The sequence below is a fragment of the Cellulomonas wangsupingiae genome (assembly GCF_024508275.1).
Classification (GTDB): domain Bacteria; phylum Actinomycetota; class Actinomycetes; order Actinomycetales; family Cellulomonadaceae; genus Cellulomonas; species Cellulomonas wangsupingiae.
The window spans coordinates 455026-471981 of the sequence record NZ_CP101989.1 but is presented as its reverse complement, the minus strand read 5'-3'; the positions used below and the strand labels follow the sequence as shown (position 1 = coordinate 471981).

At 71.9% G+C, this 16956-nt stretch carries 14 protein-coding genes; 9 read left to right on the top strand and 5 right to left on the bottom strand.

Annotated features, from left to right (window positions below; translation table 11 throughout):
- Positions 1–102 precede the first annotated feature (102 nt).
- The gene (locus NP075_RS02300; RefSeq protein ID WP_227564887.1) at positions 103–1956 is read right to left on the bottom strand and encodes an AAA family ATPase; all 1854 of its coding nucleotides are present in this window, start codon (positions 1954–1956) and stop codon (positions 103–105) included.
- A 290-nt stretch (positions 1957–2246) separates the two neighbouring features.
- Between NP075_RS02300 and NP075_RS02295 the strand changes: the two genes are divergently transcribed.
- The 8 genes from NP075_RS02295 to NP075_RS02260 all read left to right on the top strand — a co-directional run bounded on the left by NP075_RS02295 (position 2247) and on the right by NP075_RS02260 (position 12014).
- A complete protein-coding gene (locus NP075_RS02295; protein WP_227564886.1) occupies positions 2247–3638 on the top strand; it encodes a glycine--tRNA ligase in 1392 nt (463 codons plus the stop codon).
- 190 nt (positions 3639–3828) lie between these two features.
- Entirely contained in the window at positions 3829–3987 is a 159-nt protein-coding gene (locus tag NP075_RS02290; RefSeq protein ID WP_227564885.1) for a hypothetical protein, read from the top strand.
- A gap of 65 nt (positions 3988–4052) precedes the next feature.
- Positions 4053–5363 (top strand): radical SAM protein, encoded by a 1311-nt coding sequence (locus NP075_RS02285; protein ID WP_227564884.1) that lies wholly within the window; start codon positions 4053–4055, stop codon positions 5361–5363.
- On the top strand, positions 5360–7153 hold the full coding sequence (locus NP075_RS02280; protein WP_227564883.1) for a hypothetical protein: 1794 nt from the start codon (positions 5360–5362) through the stop codon (positions 7151–7153). Before NP075_RS02285 ends, NP075_RS02280 begins: the two co-directional genes overlap by 4 nt.
- A complete protein-coding gene (locus NP075_RS02275) occupies positions 7147–8031 on the top strand; it encodes a radical SAM protein (RefSeq protein ID WP_227564882.1) in 885 nt (294 codons plus the stop codon). Before NP075_RS02280 ends, NP075_RS02275 begins: the two co-directional genes overlap by 7 nt.
- 82 nt (positions 8032–8113) lie before the next feature.
- Entirely contained in the window at positions 8114–9514 is a 1401-nt protein-coding gene (locus NP075_RS02270) for an amino acid--tRNA ligase-related protein (protein WP_227564881.1), read from the top strand.
- The gene (locus NP075_RS02265; RefSeq protein ID WP_227564880.1) at positions 9511–10779 is read left to right on the top strand and encodes an MFS transporter; all 1269 of its coding nucleotides are present in this window, start codon (positions 9511–9513) and stop codon (positions 10777–10779) included. Before NP075_RS02270 ends, NP075_RS02265 begins: the two co-directional genes overlap by 4 nt.
- Complete coding sequence (locus NP075_RS02260; RefSeq protein WP_227564879.1) at positions 10776–12014, top strand: cytochrome P450; 1239 nt, start codon at positions 10776–10778, stop codon at positions 12012–12014. Before NP075_RS02265 ends, NP075_RS02260 begins: the two co-directional genes overlap by 4 nt.
- Here the strand turns inward: NP075_RS02260 and NP075_RS02255 are convergent.
- The 4 genes from NP075_RS02255 to dnaK all read right to left on the bottom strand — a co-directional run bounded on the left by NP075_RS02255 (position 11960) and on the right by dnaK (position 16040).
- Entirely contained in the window at positions 11960–12406 is a 447-nt protein-coding gene (locus tag NP075_RS02255) for a heat shock protein transcriptional repressor HspR (protein ID WP_227564878.1), read from the bottom strand. The genes NP075_RS02260 and NP075_RS02255 overlap by 55 nt on opposite strands.
- Before the next feature lie 37 nt (positions 12407–12443).
- Positions 12444–13433, bottom strand: a complete 990-nt coding sequence (locus NP075_RS02250; protein ID WP_227564877.1) for a DnaJ C-terminal domain-containing protein — start codon at positions 13431–13433, stop codon at positions 12444–12446.
- Positions 13434–13551: 118 nt separating this feature from the next.
- Positions 13552–14184, bottom strand: a complete 633-nt coding sequence (locus tag NP075_RS02245; protein WP_227564876.1) for a nucleotide exchange factor GrpE — start codon at positions 14182–14184, stop codon at positions 13552–13554.
- Positions 14181–16040 (bottom strand): molecular chaperone DnaK, encoded by a 1860-nt coding sequence (gene dnaK / locus NP075_RS02240; protein ID WP_227564875.1) that lies wholly within the window; start codon positions 16038–16040, stop codon positions 14181–14183. Before dnaK ends, NP075_RS02245 begins: the two co-directional genes overlap by 4 nt.
- Before the next feature lie 472 nt (positions 16041–16512).
- Here dnaK and NP075_RS02235 point away from each other — a divergent pair, with 472 nt between their 5' ends.
- Positions 16513–16908 (top strand): hypothetical protein, encoded by a 396-nt coding sequence (locus NP075_RS02235; protein ID WP_227564874.1) that lies wholly within the window; start codon positions 16513–16515, stop codon positions 16906–16908.
- The last annotated feature ends 48 nt before the right edge of the window (positions 16909–16956 follow it).

The window sequence follows — 16956 nt, the reverse complement described above, 5'->3', positions numbered from 1 at the left end:
CTCCGGCCCCGCCATCGTCTCACGATGCGGACGCTGTCAAGGGGACCAAAGGCACCGCAGGGCCCTCTGGGCTCCAGGTTCACCCGAAGGCGCGACGACTGCTCAGGCGATCCGCAGGTGCTCCGCGGAACGGACCGGACGATCCCCGTCCGGACGCGACGCGACGGCCTTCTCCAGCACGGAGGTGATCTCCTCGCCGACCAGCTCGTGACGGTCCAGCAGCGCGTCCCGCAGTGCCTCCACGAGGTCCCGGTTGCTCGCCAGCAGCCGGCGCACGGTCCCCCGCGCGCTGTCGAGCACCTCCTCGAGCTGGGCGCGCGCCGACCGGTCGGCGATGACGGCCGAGACCAGGTCCCTGTCGGTCGCAGCGAAGGACACGAGCGACCCCGTCATGCCCGCCGCGCCGACCATCTGCGCCGCCGTGCGCGTGGCGGCCGCGAGGTCCGAGGCCGGGCCCGTCGTCGTCTGGCCGAAGAACAGCTCCTCGGCGACCCAGCCGCCCATCGCGATCTGCACCAGCGCCCGCAGGTCGTACTGCGTGTGCGTGTAGACCTCCTCGCAGTCACCGTGCGCGAGCAGCCCCAGGGCGGACCCGCGCTTGACGATCGTCAGCACCTCGAGGTTGCGGTTGGGGGCGACGAGCCACGCGGTGACGGCGTGGCCCGCTTCGTGCGTCGCGATGAGCGCGCGCTCCCCCGCCGTGTACGTCACGGGGTGGCCGAGGCCCACGAGCTCGGTGATGCGCGCGGTCTCGACGTCCACGAACCGCATCTCGTCGTCGCCGCGCCGCAACGCGTTGACCAGGGCCTCGTCGAGCAGGTGCTCGACCATCACGGGCGTCCACCCGCTCGTCGCCGCCGCCACGCGGTCGCGGGCCGCGGGCTCGTCCAGCTCCGCGTGGTGCGCGCGCCGGGCGAGGAAGTGGTCGACGAGCGCGCGCCGCCCGTGCGCGTCCGGCGGGTTGAACGTCAGGCGCCGGTCGAACCGGCCCGGGCGCAGCAGCGCCGGGTCCAGGTGGTCCGCGCGGTTGGTCGCGGCGATGAGCAGGAGCGGCGCACGTGTGGGGCGCCGCAGCCTGAGCTGGCGGTGCGCCGGCAGCAGCAGGTTCACGGCGGCGACGAGGCGGTTGTAGACGCGATCGGCGCCGACGGGCTCGTCGAACGACTGCATCTGCACCAGCAGCTCGTTGACCACGCCGCCCGTGCCCTCGGAGACCATCGCGTTGCGGACCACCCCGGTGCCCTGGCCGGCGAGCACGGCCGAGAGCGACGGCAGCCCGACGAACGCGGCCGTCGGCGCGGCACCCAGCAGACCCCCGCGGCGCAGCGCGATCGCGTCGATCTCCTCGATGAAGCCGATCGCGCCACCCTCCTTGCGGGCCGCGGCACGCAGCGCCTTGAAGTACGCGCGGATCTTGCGGGCCGTCGCGCCGTAGTACATCGACTGGAAGCTCGTCGCCGACACGAACAGGAACGGCACGCCCGCCTCGGCCGCCATCGCCTTGGCCGTCAGGGTCTTGCCGGTCCCGGGCGGCCCCTCGAACAGGATGCCCCGGCGCGGCGTGCCCCCCATCTTGTCGGCGAACCGGCGGTGCGTCTGGAACAGGTCGATCGAGCGGCGCACGTCGTCCACGATCGGGTCGATGCCGACCACGTCGTCGAGCGTGACGTCGACCTGCTCCGGGCGGAACGTGATGTGCGGCGAGCGCCCGGCGCCCACCTGCGTGCCCAGCAGCAGCCCGATCAGCGCGACGAAGAACAGCACCGGGGCGACGACCAGCGGGTCGACGGCGGGCAGCGCCACGAGCGGCCGCCCGGTGAGGGCCGACCACACGACGTACGCCTCGAGCGCCAGGACCACCAGGCACAGGCGGATCACCCGGCGGCGGCGCACCCGCTCGCGGTCGACGGCGATGTCGTGCGCGCCGAGCAGGGGCCTGGCGGGGGCGTCGGTCACGGGCGGACCCTTCGTGAGGCGACGGCCCGCGGTGCCAGGCCGCCGCAGCCGCGGTGGTCGGGCCATCGTCGTCCGGATTGTCCGTTTCCGACAACGGGTTCGACCCGCTGTCACCCGTCCGGTCCAACGCGCGCGGACGGGCTCGCCGCGGCAGCCTCCACCACGCCCGTGAGCGCGCGACGCCCGTGGTGGAGAAGTAAAGAGGTCTACAGTGCTGGGTCACCGACGCCCATGACGTCCCCACCGTTCCCGGTCCACCGCGCGGCGGACCCGTCCCATGGAGAGCTCCCGTGAACGCAACGCCGTCCCCCGCACGACTCGACGCCGCCATCTCACTCGCCAAGCGACGCGGTTTCGTCTTCCAGTCGGGAGAGATCTACGGCGGAACCCGTTCTGCGTGGGACTACGGCCCGCTCGGGGTCGAGCTCAAGGAGAACATCAAGCGCCAGTGGTGGATCGCGATGACCCGGCGCGACGACATCGTGGGCATCGACTCGTCGGTGATCCTGCCGACGCCGGTGTGGGTCGCGTCGGGGCACGTCGGTGCGTTCACCGACCCGCTCACGGAGTGCCTCAGCTGTCACAAGCGGTTCCGTGAGGACCACATGCTGGAGGACTTCGAGGCCAGGAAGGGCCGCGTGCCCGAGAACGGGCTGGCCGACATCGCGTGCCCCGGCTGCGGCACGCGCGGGCAGTGGACCGAGCCGCGCGACTTCAACATGATGCTGAAGACGTACCTCGGCCCGGTCGAGGACGAGTCCGGCCTGCACTACCTGCGGCCCGAGACCGCGCAGGGCATCTTCGTCAACTACGCCAACGTCGCACGCACCTCACGCAAGAAGCCGCCCTTCGGGATCGCGCAGATCGGCAAGGCTTTCCGCAACGAGATCACGCCCGGCAACTTCATCTTCCGTACGCGTGAGTTCGAGCAGATGGAGATGGAGTTCTTCGTCGCCCCGGGCACGGACGAAGAATGGCACCAGTACTGGATCGACACGCGCCTCGCCTGGTACACGGGGCTCGGGATCAGCGGTGACAACCTCCGGCTCCACGAGCACCCGCCGGAGAAGCTGTCGCACTACTCCTCCCGTACGGTCGACATCGAGTACCGGTACGGGTTCCAGGGCTCGGAGTGGGGCGAGCTCGAGGGCATCGCCAACCGGACCGACTACGACCTCACCACGCACTCGCGGAGCTCGGGGGTGGACCTCTCCCACCTCGACCCCGAGTCGGGAGAGCGCTGGACGCCGTACGTGATCGAGCCGTCGGCGGGCCCCAACCGCTCCCTCATGGCGTTCCTCGTCGACGCGTACGACGAGGACGAGGCGACGAGCGGCAAGGGCGTCACCGAGAAGCGCACCGTCCTGCGGCTCGACCCGCGACTCGCACCCGTCAAGGTCGCGGTCCTGCCGCTGTCCAAGTCCGCGGACCTGCAGCCCGTCGCGACGAACCTCGCGGACTCGCTGCGTCGCCGCTGGAACGTCGACATGGACGTCACGCAGGCCATCGGCCGCAGGTACCGCCGCCAGGACGAGATCGGTACGCCGTTCTGCGTCACGGTCGACTTCGACACGCTCGACGACCAGGCCGTCACCGTGCGGGACCGCGACACGATGGCCCAGGACCGCGTCGCCCTCGACAAGGTCGAGCAGTACCTCGCGGAGCGCCTCGTCGGCGCCTGACGCACCCGCACCTCCCGCCCAGGGCCCCGTCGCACCAGCGACGGGGCCCTCGTCGTCATGCCCACGACGGGCACCAGATATCACGGTCATGTTGCAGAGTCAATGCCGTCATACACATTGCGACAAACCCTGGCGCGCGACGACGCCCGCCCGCTACGGTGGCCAAACCCGATGAATGGAGGTGATTTGCATGAAGAAGCAGACGCTCACCATCGAGGGAGCAGGCGACTTCTGTGCCCGCTCCTCGTACCGCCCGAAGCGGGCGGAGTGGAACGACCCCGAGGCCGATTTCGAGGCCGAGCTCTTCGCCGCGCTGGCGGAGGAGTCCCACACGCTCGCGACCTCGTGAGCACCGGCCCCCGGTGAACCCGCCGGGGGTTCACCGGGGGCCGACCCGAACGTTGAGGAGCCGCTATGCCGTTGCACCGAAGCAGGTACGCGCACGTGCTGTCGTCACCCGCACGTACCGTCGCCTTCAACAGCCTGACGCTCGAGTCGTGGGAGCTGGCGCCCGACGACGTCGCGGCACTCCAGGACCCCGGCGCCCTCGACGTCACGTCCGCGCAGGCCCAGGAGCTCCTCGAAGCCGGCCTCGTCGTCCACGAGGACGAGGCCCCGGGAACGGCCATCGCCCGGCTCAACGAGCTGCGCATGGAGCGGGCACAGCGGCGCGGCGGCCGGTTCGCCACGCTGCGCATCGCGCTCACGGAGCGCTGCAACATGGCATGCGGCTACTGCTTCCAGCAGGCGCTCTACCCGGACGCGCAGCCCCGCATGGACCTGGAGACCTTCGAGCGTGAGATGTCGTGGTTCATCGATCAGGCCCGCGGCGAGAACGTCACCATCCAGTACTTCGGCGGCGAGCCGATGATGGAGTGGGCGCTCATCCAGCGCGGCGACGAGATGCTGCGTGAGGCCCTGAGCGCGGGGCTCGTCTCCGAGTTCCGCCAGACCATGACCACCAACGGCACGGTCATGACCGCGGAACGCGCTGCCTGGCTCGCGGAGCACGACTTCGACCTCATCATGAGCTTCGACGGACCGCCCGCCGTCAACGACCAGCTACGCGTCTTCAAGAACGGTCGCGGCACCTACGACAAGGCCGCGCGCGGCCTGCGGCTGTGGACCGAGGCAGGAGGTCGTGGCGCGATCCTCATGACCGCGACCGAGCTCAACCTGCCGCACCTGCCGACCTACGTCCGGTGGTTCCTGGAGGAGTCCGGGCTGCCCATCGAGACCGTCGCGCTGAACTCGCCCCAACCGACCGCCACCGGGTGGGAGACGGGCGGCGTGGAGCTGGCGACCGCCGTCTTCGACATCTGGACGTACTGCCGGTCCAAGGACGTGGAGTTCCACGGTCCCGGCACCTTCATCCCCTCCCACATCCGGACCGGTGTGGCGCAGACCGACCACTGCGTCGACGGGGACCTCCTCGGTGACGGCGAGGGGTCCTGGCCGATCTACGTCAGCGCGTCCGGCGAGAGGTCCCTGTGCCTCGTGCACCACAACGACCACCGCGTGCAGACCACGCCGGAGGACAGCCACGCCCGTGGCCGGGAGTGGCACCTCGCGGGCCCCTCGTCGGAGAGCTGCGACGGGTGCGTGGCGAGCCAGATGTGCGGCGGCCCGTGCACGCTCGAGAAGCTCCTGTGGGGTCCGAAGCTCAGTGCCGACCGCTGCGACTTCGTCCGGACCATGACCACGCTCGTGCTCACCGAAGGATGACACGGGAGACACGTGCGGCGGTCGCCCTGGGCGACCTGGTGCAGCGCCTCGCGCCGGCCGCACGACACGCCCGGATCTACCACCGTGGGCACGGGCGGGTCTGGCAGGCGTGGGCGCGCGAGCTCCGGATCCGGGGGCTCACGGTCGTCGTGACGGCCTCGCGGGACGACGACCACGGATGGGCACCACCCGCGGACGACGGCACCCCGGCGAGCATCGACGTCTACCACGACCCGTTCGGGCCACACCCCGCCGGGCAGGCAGGACTCGACACGCTCCGGAACCGGACCAGCCCGCTCATCGTCGTCGACTACCCGCACGGACTGCGCGACCCGGCGTTGTCCTCCGCTCTCGAGGACCGCTACCTCGACGCTCTCGCCGTGCCCTGGTACGAGTCCGAGGCCCGTGCCCGTGCCTACGCCGCGGCGATGGCGTCCTCCCCGACCCTGCGGGTCGAGGCGGACGACGCACGGTTCACGACGCAGGTGCTCGACGTCCGGACGGACGTGACGTCCTTCGAGCGCGACGTCCCCGTGGTGCAGGTACCTCTCGGCGAGGCGTGGGCGGTGCTCGCACCCGGGAGCACGCGGGGCCGCGCACGCGTGCGTGACGGCGCCCGGCACTCGCTCCTCGTCGACCTGACGGAACCATGGCGGGGCGATCCGGCCGTGCCCGCGGGTGCCGTGGTGGAGCTCGGTGTCGGCACCAACGACCGGGCCCCGTGGCTGCCGGGCGCCTCCCTCGGGGAGAAGACCCGTGGTCGGCTGCACCTGGGGTCCGGGGACAGCGCGCTGATCGGCGGCGGCACCGTCGCCGACGACCACAGCGACGTCTCGCTCGCACCGGGGAGCCGTCTCGTGCTGACCCGTCCTCGCGGTCTGGCGCGTGAGCTCGTCGTCGACTCCGAGGACGGCGACTGGTGCGTGGTCTCGGAGACCGGCTACGTGCTGGTGGCACGTGCGCGTGACGCCTCGGGACCGGCGGTGCTGGGCACCACCGTGACCGACGGCGACGAGACCCGCACGCTGGGCGCCGCCGACCTGCGTGCGCACCTCGTCGGGCACCCGAGCCGCGGTGGTTCGCTCACCAACGTGTCGGTGCTGCACACGCTCGGCGACCCCCGGCTGGCGGACGTCGCGGTCGTGCCGTGCGGCCGTCTGCGCACGAACGAGGTCGCACGCTTCCGCACGGACGGCACGCCGGGGACGGGCTACGCCCTCGAGCCCGACGTCCACGCCGTCTGGTGCGGCCTGCTGGAGGCCCTGGGGCCCTTGCCCTGGGACGAGGTGGTCGTGGTCGCGAGCGGGCTCGAGTGGCCACGGGCGCTCGCGTTCCCCGGCCTCGTGCTGCTCGCGGACGAGCTGCTCGCGTCGCCCGGGAAGCTGCGCTGGGTCTACCTCGTCCACGAGCTGGTCCACCAGTGGCTCGGGGGCCTGGTGCGCACGCAGGGCAGCCGTGACGACGCCGCCGAGTGGGTCACCGACGCGCTCGCGCTGGCGGTGCTCCGCCGCGTCCGACCGGTGCAGGCCCGCGCCCTCACCCGCGTCCACGAGCGAGCGAGAGAGAGCGGACCGACAGAGCTGGCGGAGCGCGGGCGACAGGTCCTCGCGCTCGTCCGGGACGAGCCGACGACTCACGCGACGGTCTCGCGCGCCGCTGCGGCGGCCACGGAGTCGTGGGCGTCGATGCGCACGCTCGGCGTCCGTGCCTCGTCCACGGGCGAGGAGCTCGGAGCAGAGCGCCGGCCGGGCTCTCCGGTCGCGCTGGAGACGGGAGCAGCGCTGTGCTGAGCGAACAGACCTTCATGATCGCCAACGGATGCAACCTGTCCTGTACGTACTGCTGGTACGAGACCGGGTCCGCGTCGTACGTCACCGAGTCCTTGAGCCCTGGCGTGTACGACCGCTGGCTCGGGCGGTGCGTCGACCGCGGTGTCGACCTGCGGCAGATCAACATCACCGGTGGCGAGCCGCTGCTGCGGGCGGACTTCTGCGACCTGCTGGCGGTCGCGTCACGCCGGGCGCGCAACGTCAGCGTCTTCACCAACGGGCTCCTGCTGGGCGGCGAGATCCTCGCGGCACTGCGCGCGGCGCGCTGCGAGGTCCACGTGTCCATCGACCACGTCTCCCCCGGTCTCGGTGACCGGGTCCGCGGTGGGACGGCCGCCACCCTGCGCGGGATCGAGGCGCTCGCGACGTCAGGGGTCGAGCACGCGCAGCTGTGCATGGTGGTCACCAGCCGCAACCATCGCGAGGTCACGCCCGTGCGCGAGCTCGCCGACCGGCACGGGTACGCGCTCGAGCTGATCCCCGTGGCCCTGCCGGCCCACCACCCCCTGAGCCTCATGTCGCTCCCTGAGCAGGACCGCGGAGAGCTCGCGGCTGAGCTCGCGGGCGCCGGCGCCCGCGAGCGGCCCGGCTACTACGCGCGCTTCCGCCGCTACCTCCAGACCGGGACGGTGGACGCCTCCGCGCGCTGCCGGGCGGCCGAACGCGGGGTCTTCATCGACGCGGACGGCCGCATCGCCCTGTGCACCCAGCGCACCGCGGTCGCCCTGGGGGACGTCGTCTCGAGCGACCCGGACGACGTCCTCGCCGCCAAGGAGCGTGCGGCCGCCGACCGGCGGCCGGGCTCGTGCGTCTCGCTCGACTGCCTCGTGCTGGTGTGACCGTGGGCGGCCCGCCCCTCAGCACGTCCACCGACAGAGCACCCGGGACACCATCAGAACGCCAGGAGAGGAACGGCTGGAGATGAACGTTTTCGACTCGACGGGCTGGCTCATCCGTGACAAGGGCCAGCACTACCTCGCGACGAGCCGCGGCTGGTTCACGCTGACGGACGTCCCACGCGGGTACGGCACCGAGGTCCCGGCACGTGTGCGCGGAACCCTCGACGGCATGACCGTCCGTGTCGAGGAGCTCCGCGTCGGCGCGCTGGCCGCGACGCCGGCCCCGAGGCGGCCCGACCACGTCGTGCACGGTCGGACCGAGCTGAGCGAGGCGTCGCGGCTGCGTCTGGAGGTGCAGCAGTGGCTCGCCGGTCGCGGATACACCCACGTCACGCTGCCGCACGTGTGGTTCCGCACCGAGGAGTACGGCGCGACGGAGTACGCCCTCGGTCACCCCGCGCTCGGTGCGCGCGACGACCTGCGGCTCCTCCAGTCCCCGGAGCTTCCCCTCTTCTTCGCGTTGGCCGAAGGACTGGAACCGTGCTGGACGTTCGCCCGCTGCTACCGCCACGAGGTCGTCCACGACCCCGATCGCGACGGCAACTACCTGCTGGAGTTCGAGCAGCTCGTCGTCGGTGCGTCCCACACGTCCCTCGAGGAGCTGATGCGGGCCGCCCAGGACCTCGTCGCCCATCTCGCGGCCCGGGTCGGTGTCACGATCACCGACGACCACTACCGCGTCCTCGACGGCCGGGGCGCGTCCGGCGCCGCCGGCACCGTCACCCTGGACGACCTGCAGCTCTTCTCCATCCCGTCGTCGTGGCCCGCTCGGGCACGCGAGCTCCTGACCGACCGCCTGCGTGACGCGGGCGCACGCCTGTACCGCCTCGACAGCGACGGTCCGTCCGCCCTCGAGCAGGACGACCCCGTGACGGGGACCGGCGGCGAGGTGCGCCTCGGTGCCCTGCCCGCCGCCGACGACGGCGGGCGCGTGCGCCGCATCCTCGACGTGGCGGGCACGATGGCGGGTGCGGGCGACGACGTCGACCGTCTGGTCGCGCTCCAGTGGAACCCCACCTGGAGCATGCACCCGGACCTGCAGTGGGGGGACGGCGAGCAGTCGGACTCGAGCCTCGCCGTGCGGTCCTTCACCTCCGCGAGGACGACCACACCGGACGGACGGACCGTGATCCGTGACGCCGAGCTGCACCTCGGCGGCGTGGAGGTCGTCCACGTGCGGGAGTACGCGGCGGTCGACGACCTGGCGAAGCAGGCGGCGGATGCCGGCGCCGCCGCCGACCTCGGTTACCTCAACCGGTCCGGCGAGGTCGCCCCGCCCGGGATGGTGGGACTCTTCGTCGGGTGGGAGCGCCTCGTCGCGGTGCTCTGCGGACTGTCCGGTGTGGACAGGACGTTGTTGTTCCCGCGCGGCGGGGACGGCACGCTCCGGACCGTGAGCGACTCGTCGAGGGGACCGGCATGACCGCAAGCACGTCTCAGGCCGGCCCGACCCCCTCCGCCCTGCGGCGCCAGCTCGCCGCGCTCGTGGCGGTCGTCGCCGTCGCCGACTTCGCGTTCGGGGCCGTCAACGTCGTCCACATGACGTCGGCAGGTCTGGCACCCCCGACGATCGGCCTCGTGCTGGCGGTGGCCGGCATCGCGTCGACCGTCGTCGAGGCCCCCAGCGGAGCGCTCGGCGACCTCTTCGGCCAGCGCCGGATGCTCGTCGTGGGCCTCGTCCTGTGGGGTTCCGGGCAGCTGCTCTTCAGCGCCGCGTCGTCCGCCTGGACCATCGCGATCGCGCTCGTGCTGTGGGCCGCGGGCATCGCCTGCTACTCCGGCATGCCGTACGCCATGGTGATCAACGGGTTGAGGGCGGCAGGTCGGGACGACCTCATCGCCTCGACGGTCCGGCGGACGCACGTCACCCGCTGGATCGCCTCGGCCGCGGGGGCCCTGGCGGTCTTCCTCCTCGTCGACGCGGCGGACACCGGCATGGTGATCGCCGTGGCGAGCGTCCTGCTGCTGCTGCTTGCCGGCTGGGTCCGGCTCACCTGGGCCGAGAGCCCTCGCCGCGCGGGCCGCGTCCGCGACACGCTCCTCGAGGGGGCGCGTGCCGCCGTCGTCGGTGAGCTGCGCGTCATCGCCGTGGTCACCGCGATCAGCTCGGCCGGGTTCGCGGTCGTCGTGCTGTCGTGGCAGCCGCTCGCCGTCGAGGCCGGGCTGCCGGTCCCGTCGCTCGGTGCGGTCCTCGTCGTCTTCACCGTCGCCTCGGCGGGTGGTGCCGCCCTCGCGCGCTTCGGGGAGCGTCGTCATCGCGCGGCCGTCACGGTGGGGACGCTCACCCTGGCGGCCGTCCTGTGCACGGCGGGATGGGGGGCTGCGGCGGTCGTCGTCACGCTGGTCGTCGGCCAGACGGCCCTGGGGTTCGTCCTGACCGTCGTCGGGATGTGGTCGCACGCGACCTTCCCGGACCACCTCCGCAGCACCATGGTGTCGATCATGGGAGTCGCGGGTGGGCTGTCGATGGCACTCACCGACGCCGTCTTCGGCGTGCTCTGGTCCGCGACGAGCATCACGACGGCGACCGGCATCTCCGGGGTCGCGCTCCTGGCTCTTCTCGCGGCCGTCTCCCCGCTCCTGCTCGCGCGCCCGGTCACCACGCCTGCCGGCGCCCTCGACCCGACGGCGCAGACGTCGCCTTCGACGAGTGACGCGCCCGCTCGGGCGGGAGGTGAGCAGCCGTGACCGGCCACGCCCCGACGCCGGTCCCGCTGCCCGAGCTGACGACGCGACGGTGCCCGTTCGCGCCGCCGCGCGAGTACGAGGAGCTGCGCGACCGCGGTGACGTCGGACTGCTGACCTTCCCCGGCGGCAGCACGGCCTACCTCCTGACACGGGACGCCGACGTGCGGGCGGCGTTGACCGACGAACGTCTCAGCTCGTCGATCAACGCGGCACCACCACGGGAGGGCGGCGGTGAGGTACCCGGGTGGTTCTTCGGTCTGGACGGCCCCGACCACGCGGCGGTGCGCAGCGTCGTCGTCCCGCACTTCACCGCGCGCGCCGCGCGCACCCTGACCCCCCGGGTCGCGGAGATGGTCGACGACACCCTCGACGACCTGGTCGCCGGACCGGGGCACGCCGACCTCGTGGCGGAGTACTGCGTCCCGCTGGCACGCCGGATGATGCGACTCACGCTCGGAACGAGCGAGGCCGACCACCGCGCCCTCACCGAGGCGATCGAGCGCATGGAGTCGCCCGAGCTGGACCAGGACGCGTGGCGAGCCGCCGTGTTCGACGCGTGGCGAGCCGCCCACGCCGTGGCCGCGAGCGACGACCTCGACCCTGCGGGCGTCGTCGCCCGGCTCCGCGCCGACAGCCGGCTGACGCACGACGAGCTGTCGAGCGTGCTGGTGTCGCTCCAGATCGGAGGCGACGTCCCGGTCGTGCAGTTCCTCGCGATGGCGCTGCGGCTGCTCCTGGAGTCCCCTGACGCGCGTGACGGTCTGCTCGCCGGCCCGCACGACGTCGCCGTGCACGAGCTGCTGCGGTACGTCCCGTCCAACAACCTGGGTGTCGTCCGACGCGTCACGGCCCCCCTGGTGCTGGGTGGCACGCACCTGCCGGAGGGAGCCGTCGTCTTCTCGTCCCCACCGGTGGCGAACCGCGACCGCGAGCAGTACGCGGATGCCGAGTCCCTCGACCTGGCACGCACACCGCACCGGCACCTGTCGTTCGGCCACGGTGCGCACCGCTGCCTCGGGCAGCATCTCGCGGTGGTGCTGGCGGAGCGGGCGCTCGTCGGCTTCGTCCACCGCTTCCCGGAGGCCCGCATCAGCGTCGCGGCCGACGACCTCGCGTCCGTCGACAGCGCCACGACTCACGGCCTGTCCACGCTGCCCGTGGGGCTGGGCCCCGCGAGGACTCAGCCGACCGCGCCGGTTTCACGGCCGCGGCGGGGCGGTCCCGAGGTGAGCTGACGCGGCACCCAGCGGGTGGGCCGCGGTGCGGTCGCCTCGGCCAGCGGGTGCAACCGGTCGGCCACGACGTTGCCCGTCGGGTCCGCGCGGAACACCCGGCGGCCCGGGTCGACGAGCGTGCGCAGGAACTCGACCTGCCGGCGCATGGCCTGCACCTCCTCCTCGAGCTCGAGGATCCGCTTGATGCCGGCGAGGTTCACGCCCTCGTCGTGCGAGAGGCGCTGCACCTCGCGCAGCATGCGGATGTCACGCATCGAGTACCTGCGGCCCCGGCCGCGCGTGCGGGCGGGACGGACGAGGCCGAGGCGGTCGTACTGCCGCAGCGTCTGCGGGTGCATGCCCGCGAGCTCAGCGGCCACCGAGATCACGTAGACCTTGGAGTCCTCGTCCATCGTCCCTCCCTTCGCCCGTCCCCTTCGTCCTGTCGTGTCAGCGCCGCGCCTGCGCCATGAGCTCGGCGCGCACGTCCTCGCCGGACGTCGCGATGCCGAACGCCTGCACGGCCTCCTTGGCGGCCGTCGACAGCTTCTGCGGCACGACGACCTGCACGGTCACCAGCAGGTCGCCCGTGCCCTTGGACGTCGCGACGCCCTTGCCCTTGACGCGCAGCGTGCGGCCCGACGGCGTGCCGGCCGGCACCTTGACGCGCACGGTCGACCCGTCGAGCGCCGGCACCTCGATGGTCGCGCCCAGCGCCGCCTCGTCGAACGCCACGGGCACCGTCACCCGCAGGTTGGTCCCGTCGAGCGTGAACACCGGGTGCGGCTCGACGTGCACGGTGATGACGAGGTCGCCGTCCGGGGCACCCGGGTCGCCGGGCCGGCCCTTCCCGCGCAGCCGGATCTTCTGCCCGTCGCGCACCCCCGCGGGGATCCGCGCGTTGACGGTGCGCCCCTCGACGGACAGCGAGATGGTCGAGCCCTCGACGGCCGTGCGGAACGGCAGCGTCGTCGTCGCCGTCAGGTCGATGCCCGGCTGCGGGCCGCGGGCGCCGCCGAACCCGCCGGCACCGCCGAACAGGCCGCCGAGGATGTCCTCGAAGCCCGCGCCGCCGGCGCCGCCGGTGGAGTACCGCACCCGCCCGCCGGGGCCGTTGGCCCCGCCGCCGAACATGCCGCCGAACACGTCCTCGAAGCCCGCGGTGCCGCCGGCCCCGCGACCGCCCGCGGTGAAGCGGGCGCCGCCGGCCATGGCCCGCAGCTGGTCGTACTGCTGGCGCTGCTCGGGGTCCGACAGGACCGCGTACGCCTCGCCGATGTCCTTGAACCGCGCCTCCGCCTTGGCGTCACCCGGGTTCTGGTCCGGGTGCAGCTGGCGGGCGAGCTTGCGGTACGCCTTCTTGATGGTCGCGGCGTCGGCGTCCTTGGTGACGCCGAGCACGGCGTAGAAGTCCTTCTCGATCCAGTCCTGGCCGGTCACGGCGCCTCCCTCCTGTGGTCCGCTTGCGTGTCCGTGGTGGTTCTCCCGGTGCTGCGGAGGCGACGGCCGGTGGTCCGGCCGCCGCCCCCGCGTCGTGTGGTGCTGATGATGCTGGTCCTCAGGCCTCCGGGTCCACGACCGCGACGCGCGCGGCCCGCAGGATCCGGTCGGGGGTCCGGTAGCCGGGCTGCAGCACCTGCTGCACCGTCGGCTCCGTGACGTCCTCCGCGTGGGAGTGCATCAGCGCCTCGTGCACGGCCGGGTCGAACGCCTCGCCGGCCTCGCCGTACCGCACGACGCCGAAGCGCTCCAGCGTGCCCTCGAGCTTCTCCGCGATCGACGCGAACGGGCCCGACAGGTCACCGTGCCGGCGTGCCAGCTCGATGTCGTCGAGGACCGGGATCAGCGCCTCGGCGACGGCGGCGACCCCGCGGTCGTGGGCGGTGATCGCCTCGGCCTTGGAGCGCTTCACGTACGCGTTGTACTGCTGCTCGAGGTTGTAGTGCGCCGCCTGGGCGCGCTGCAGCTCGTCGAGGCGCTCGGCCGCGAGCTTCTGGGCCTCGACGAGGCCCTCGAGCACGACCGACTCCTCCGCCTCCGTGGTGACCTGCTCGGCCTCGGCCAGCACGGCCTCCTCGGGGGTGGGCTCGCGCACCTCGCCCGTCTCGGGGTCGACGCGACGCTTGTCGGTGAACCGGGGGGTCTCCTCGGGGTCGGGGGTGCGCCCCGAGGAGGTGCGGTCCTCGGTCACTTCTTGTCGTCCTCGTCGTCGACGATCTCGGCGTCGACGACGTCCTCGTCGGAGGTCGTCGAGCCGGCGCCCGCCGGGGCCTCGTCAGCGGCCGGGGCCGCGGACTGGTTGGCGTAGAGCGCCTCGCCGATCTTCTGGCTCGCGGTCAGCAGGGCCGCGTGCTTCGCCTTGACGGCGTCCACGTCGGTGCCCTCGAGCGCGGTCTTGAGCTCCGTGACGGCGCCCTGGACCTCGCCCTTGACGTCGTCGGACAGCTTGTCCGCGTTGTCGGCCAGCAGCTTCTCCGTCTGGTAGACGAGCTGCTCCGCGGTGTTGCGGGTCTCGGCCTCCTCGCGGCGCTTCTTGTCCTCCGCGGCGTGCTCCTCGGCGTCCTTCACCATGCGGTCGATGTCCTCCTTGGGGAGGGCCGAGCCACCGGTGATCGTCATCGACTGCTCCTTGCCCGTGCCGCGGTCCTTGGCGGACACGTGCACGATGCCGTTCGCGTCGATGTCGAACGTGACCTCGATCTGCGGCATGCCGCGCGGGGCAGGGGCGATGCCGGTCAGCTCGAACGTGCCGAGCGGCTTGTTGTCGCGTGCGAACTCGCGCTCGCCCTGGAACACCTGGATGAGGACGGACGGCTGGTTGTCCTCGGCCGTGGAGAAGATCTCGGACCGCTTGGTGGGGATGGCCGTGTTGCGCTCGATGAGCTTGGTCATCACCCCGCCCTTGGTCTCGATGCCGAGGGACAGCGGGGTCACGTCGATGAGCAGGACGTCCTTGCGGTCGCCCTTCATGACGCCGGCCTGCAGCGCGGCACCGACGGCCACGACCTCGTCCGGGTTGACGCCCTTGTTGGGCTCCTTGCCGCCCGTGAGCTCGGTGACGACCTCGGAGACGGCCGGCATGCGGGTCGAGCCGCCGACGAGGACCACGTGGTCGATGTCCTTCACGGAGATGCCCGCGTCGCGGATGACCTGGTGGAACGGCGCCTTCACGCGGTCGAGCAGCGACTGCGTCATCTGCTGGAACTGCGCGCGCGTCAGCTTGGTGTCCAGGTGGATGGGGCCGTTCTCGCTCATCGAGAGGTACTGCAGCGAGATGTTGGTGCTCGTCGCGGACGACAGCTCCTTCTTGGCCTGCTCCGCCGCCTCACGCAGACGCTGCAGGGCGATCTTGTCCTTCGACAGGTCGACGCCCGTGGTGTTCTTCACCTCGGTGACCAGGTGCGCCACGATCGCGGCGTCCCAGTCGTCACCGCCGAGGCGGTTGTCACCGGCGGTCGCGCGGACCTCGATCGTCGAGAAGCCGTCGTCGTCCTTGCCGACCTCCAGCAGGGACACGTCGAACGTGCCACCACCCAGGTCGAACACGAGGATGTTCTCGTCCTCCTTGCCGCGCTCGAGCCCGTAGGCGAGGGCGGCGGCGGTGGGCTCGTTGATGATGCGCAGGACGTTGAGGCCCGCGATCGTGCCCGCGTCCTTCGTCGCCTGACGCTCGGCGTCGTTGAAGTACGCCGGGACCGTGATGACGGCGTCCGTGACGGGCTCGCCCAGGTACGCCTCGGCGTCGCGCTTCAGCTTGCCGAGGATGCGGGCGCTGATCTCCTGCGCCGTGTACTTCTTGTCGTCGATGGTGACCGACCAGTCCGTGCCCATGTGGCGCTTGACGGACGAGATGGTGCGGTCGACGTTGGTGACCGCCTGACGCTTGGCGACCTCACCGACGAGCACCTCGCCGGTCTTGGAGAACGCGACCACGGACGGAGTCGTGCGCGACCCCTCCGCGTTCGCGATGACGGTGGGCTCGCCGCCCTCGAGGGTGGCGACCACCGAGTTGGTGGTGCCGAGGTCGATGCCGACTGCTCGTGCCATGTGTGTGCCTTCTTCCTGGAGCCGGGTGAGGCTCCGACGTGCTGTGGTCTGAGACGTCTTGAGTCCGCCGGGCTCAAGTCTGCGGTGCGCCGGGGGCGCGAGGCAACTGGAGGCGGCGGAAGTTGAGTCTGATGGGCTCAACTCTGGGTGGGCGGAGTTTGTTCCCGGGTGTCGCCTACTCGTGCATCAGCCGTCTTGTTGCCCCCTACGCCACCCCGTCCCCCAGTCTGGGCACCGGCGACGTCGCGACCGTGCAGCTCAGGCCGTCGGCCGAGCGTTGCGGAACGATGAAGTTGGCGCCTGTCGAGGCCGATGCGTGGAAGTGGCCCAACACGACCCGGCAGGCACATCGTCGCGACCTGTTCGTCCCGGGGTCCGGCGCATCGTTGTGGACTTCCTGCTCGGCGTGCGGCCGGACGCGGCTCGCACCCGCTACCCGCGAGCACTCCGGACCAGCTGGAAGCGAGCGGTCGTGACGTCCGAGGCTGTCCAGTGGAGGAGCCGGGCCGGCCGTCAGCGGCGCATCGAACGATCCCGGATCTCCCGCATCGAGCTCGTCCAGACAGTGCCCTTCCTCGACCAGGGCAGCCGGGGCACTGACATCGCCGTCGACCACCACCTCGTCATAGGTGCGACGGGAGGTGTGCTCCTCCGAGTGCGGGACACGATCACCGCCAGCGACACAGCCATGCGCGCACGCTGGGCACCACTCGATGTCCCTACGGCGCGGGTCAACCTGCCGATCAACCGGTTGAAGGACGCCCGCCGTCGGTGGCCCGAAGCGTTCTGGATCGTCACGGCACACCCGGTCCTCTCCACCACTCTCGCCACCATCGCATTCATGTACGGGCTGCCGAGGCTGATGTAGAACCCGCGGAGCAAGTACCTGAGGATCCGGACAACTTGCTGAGACGAA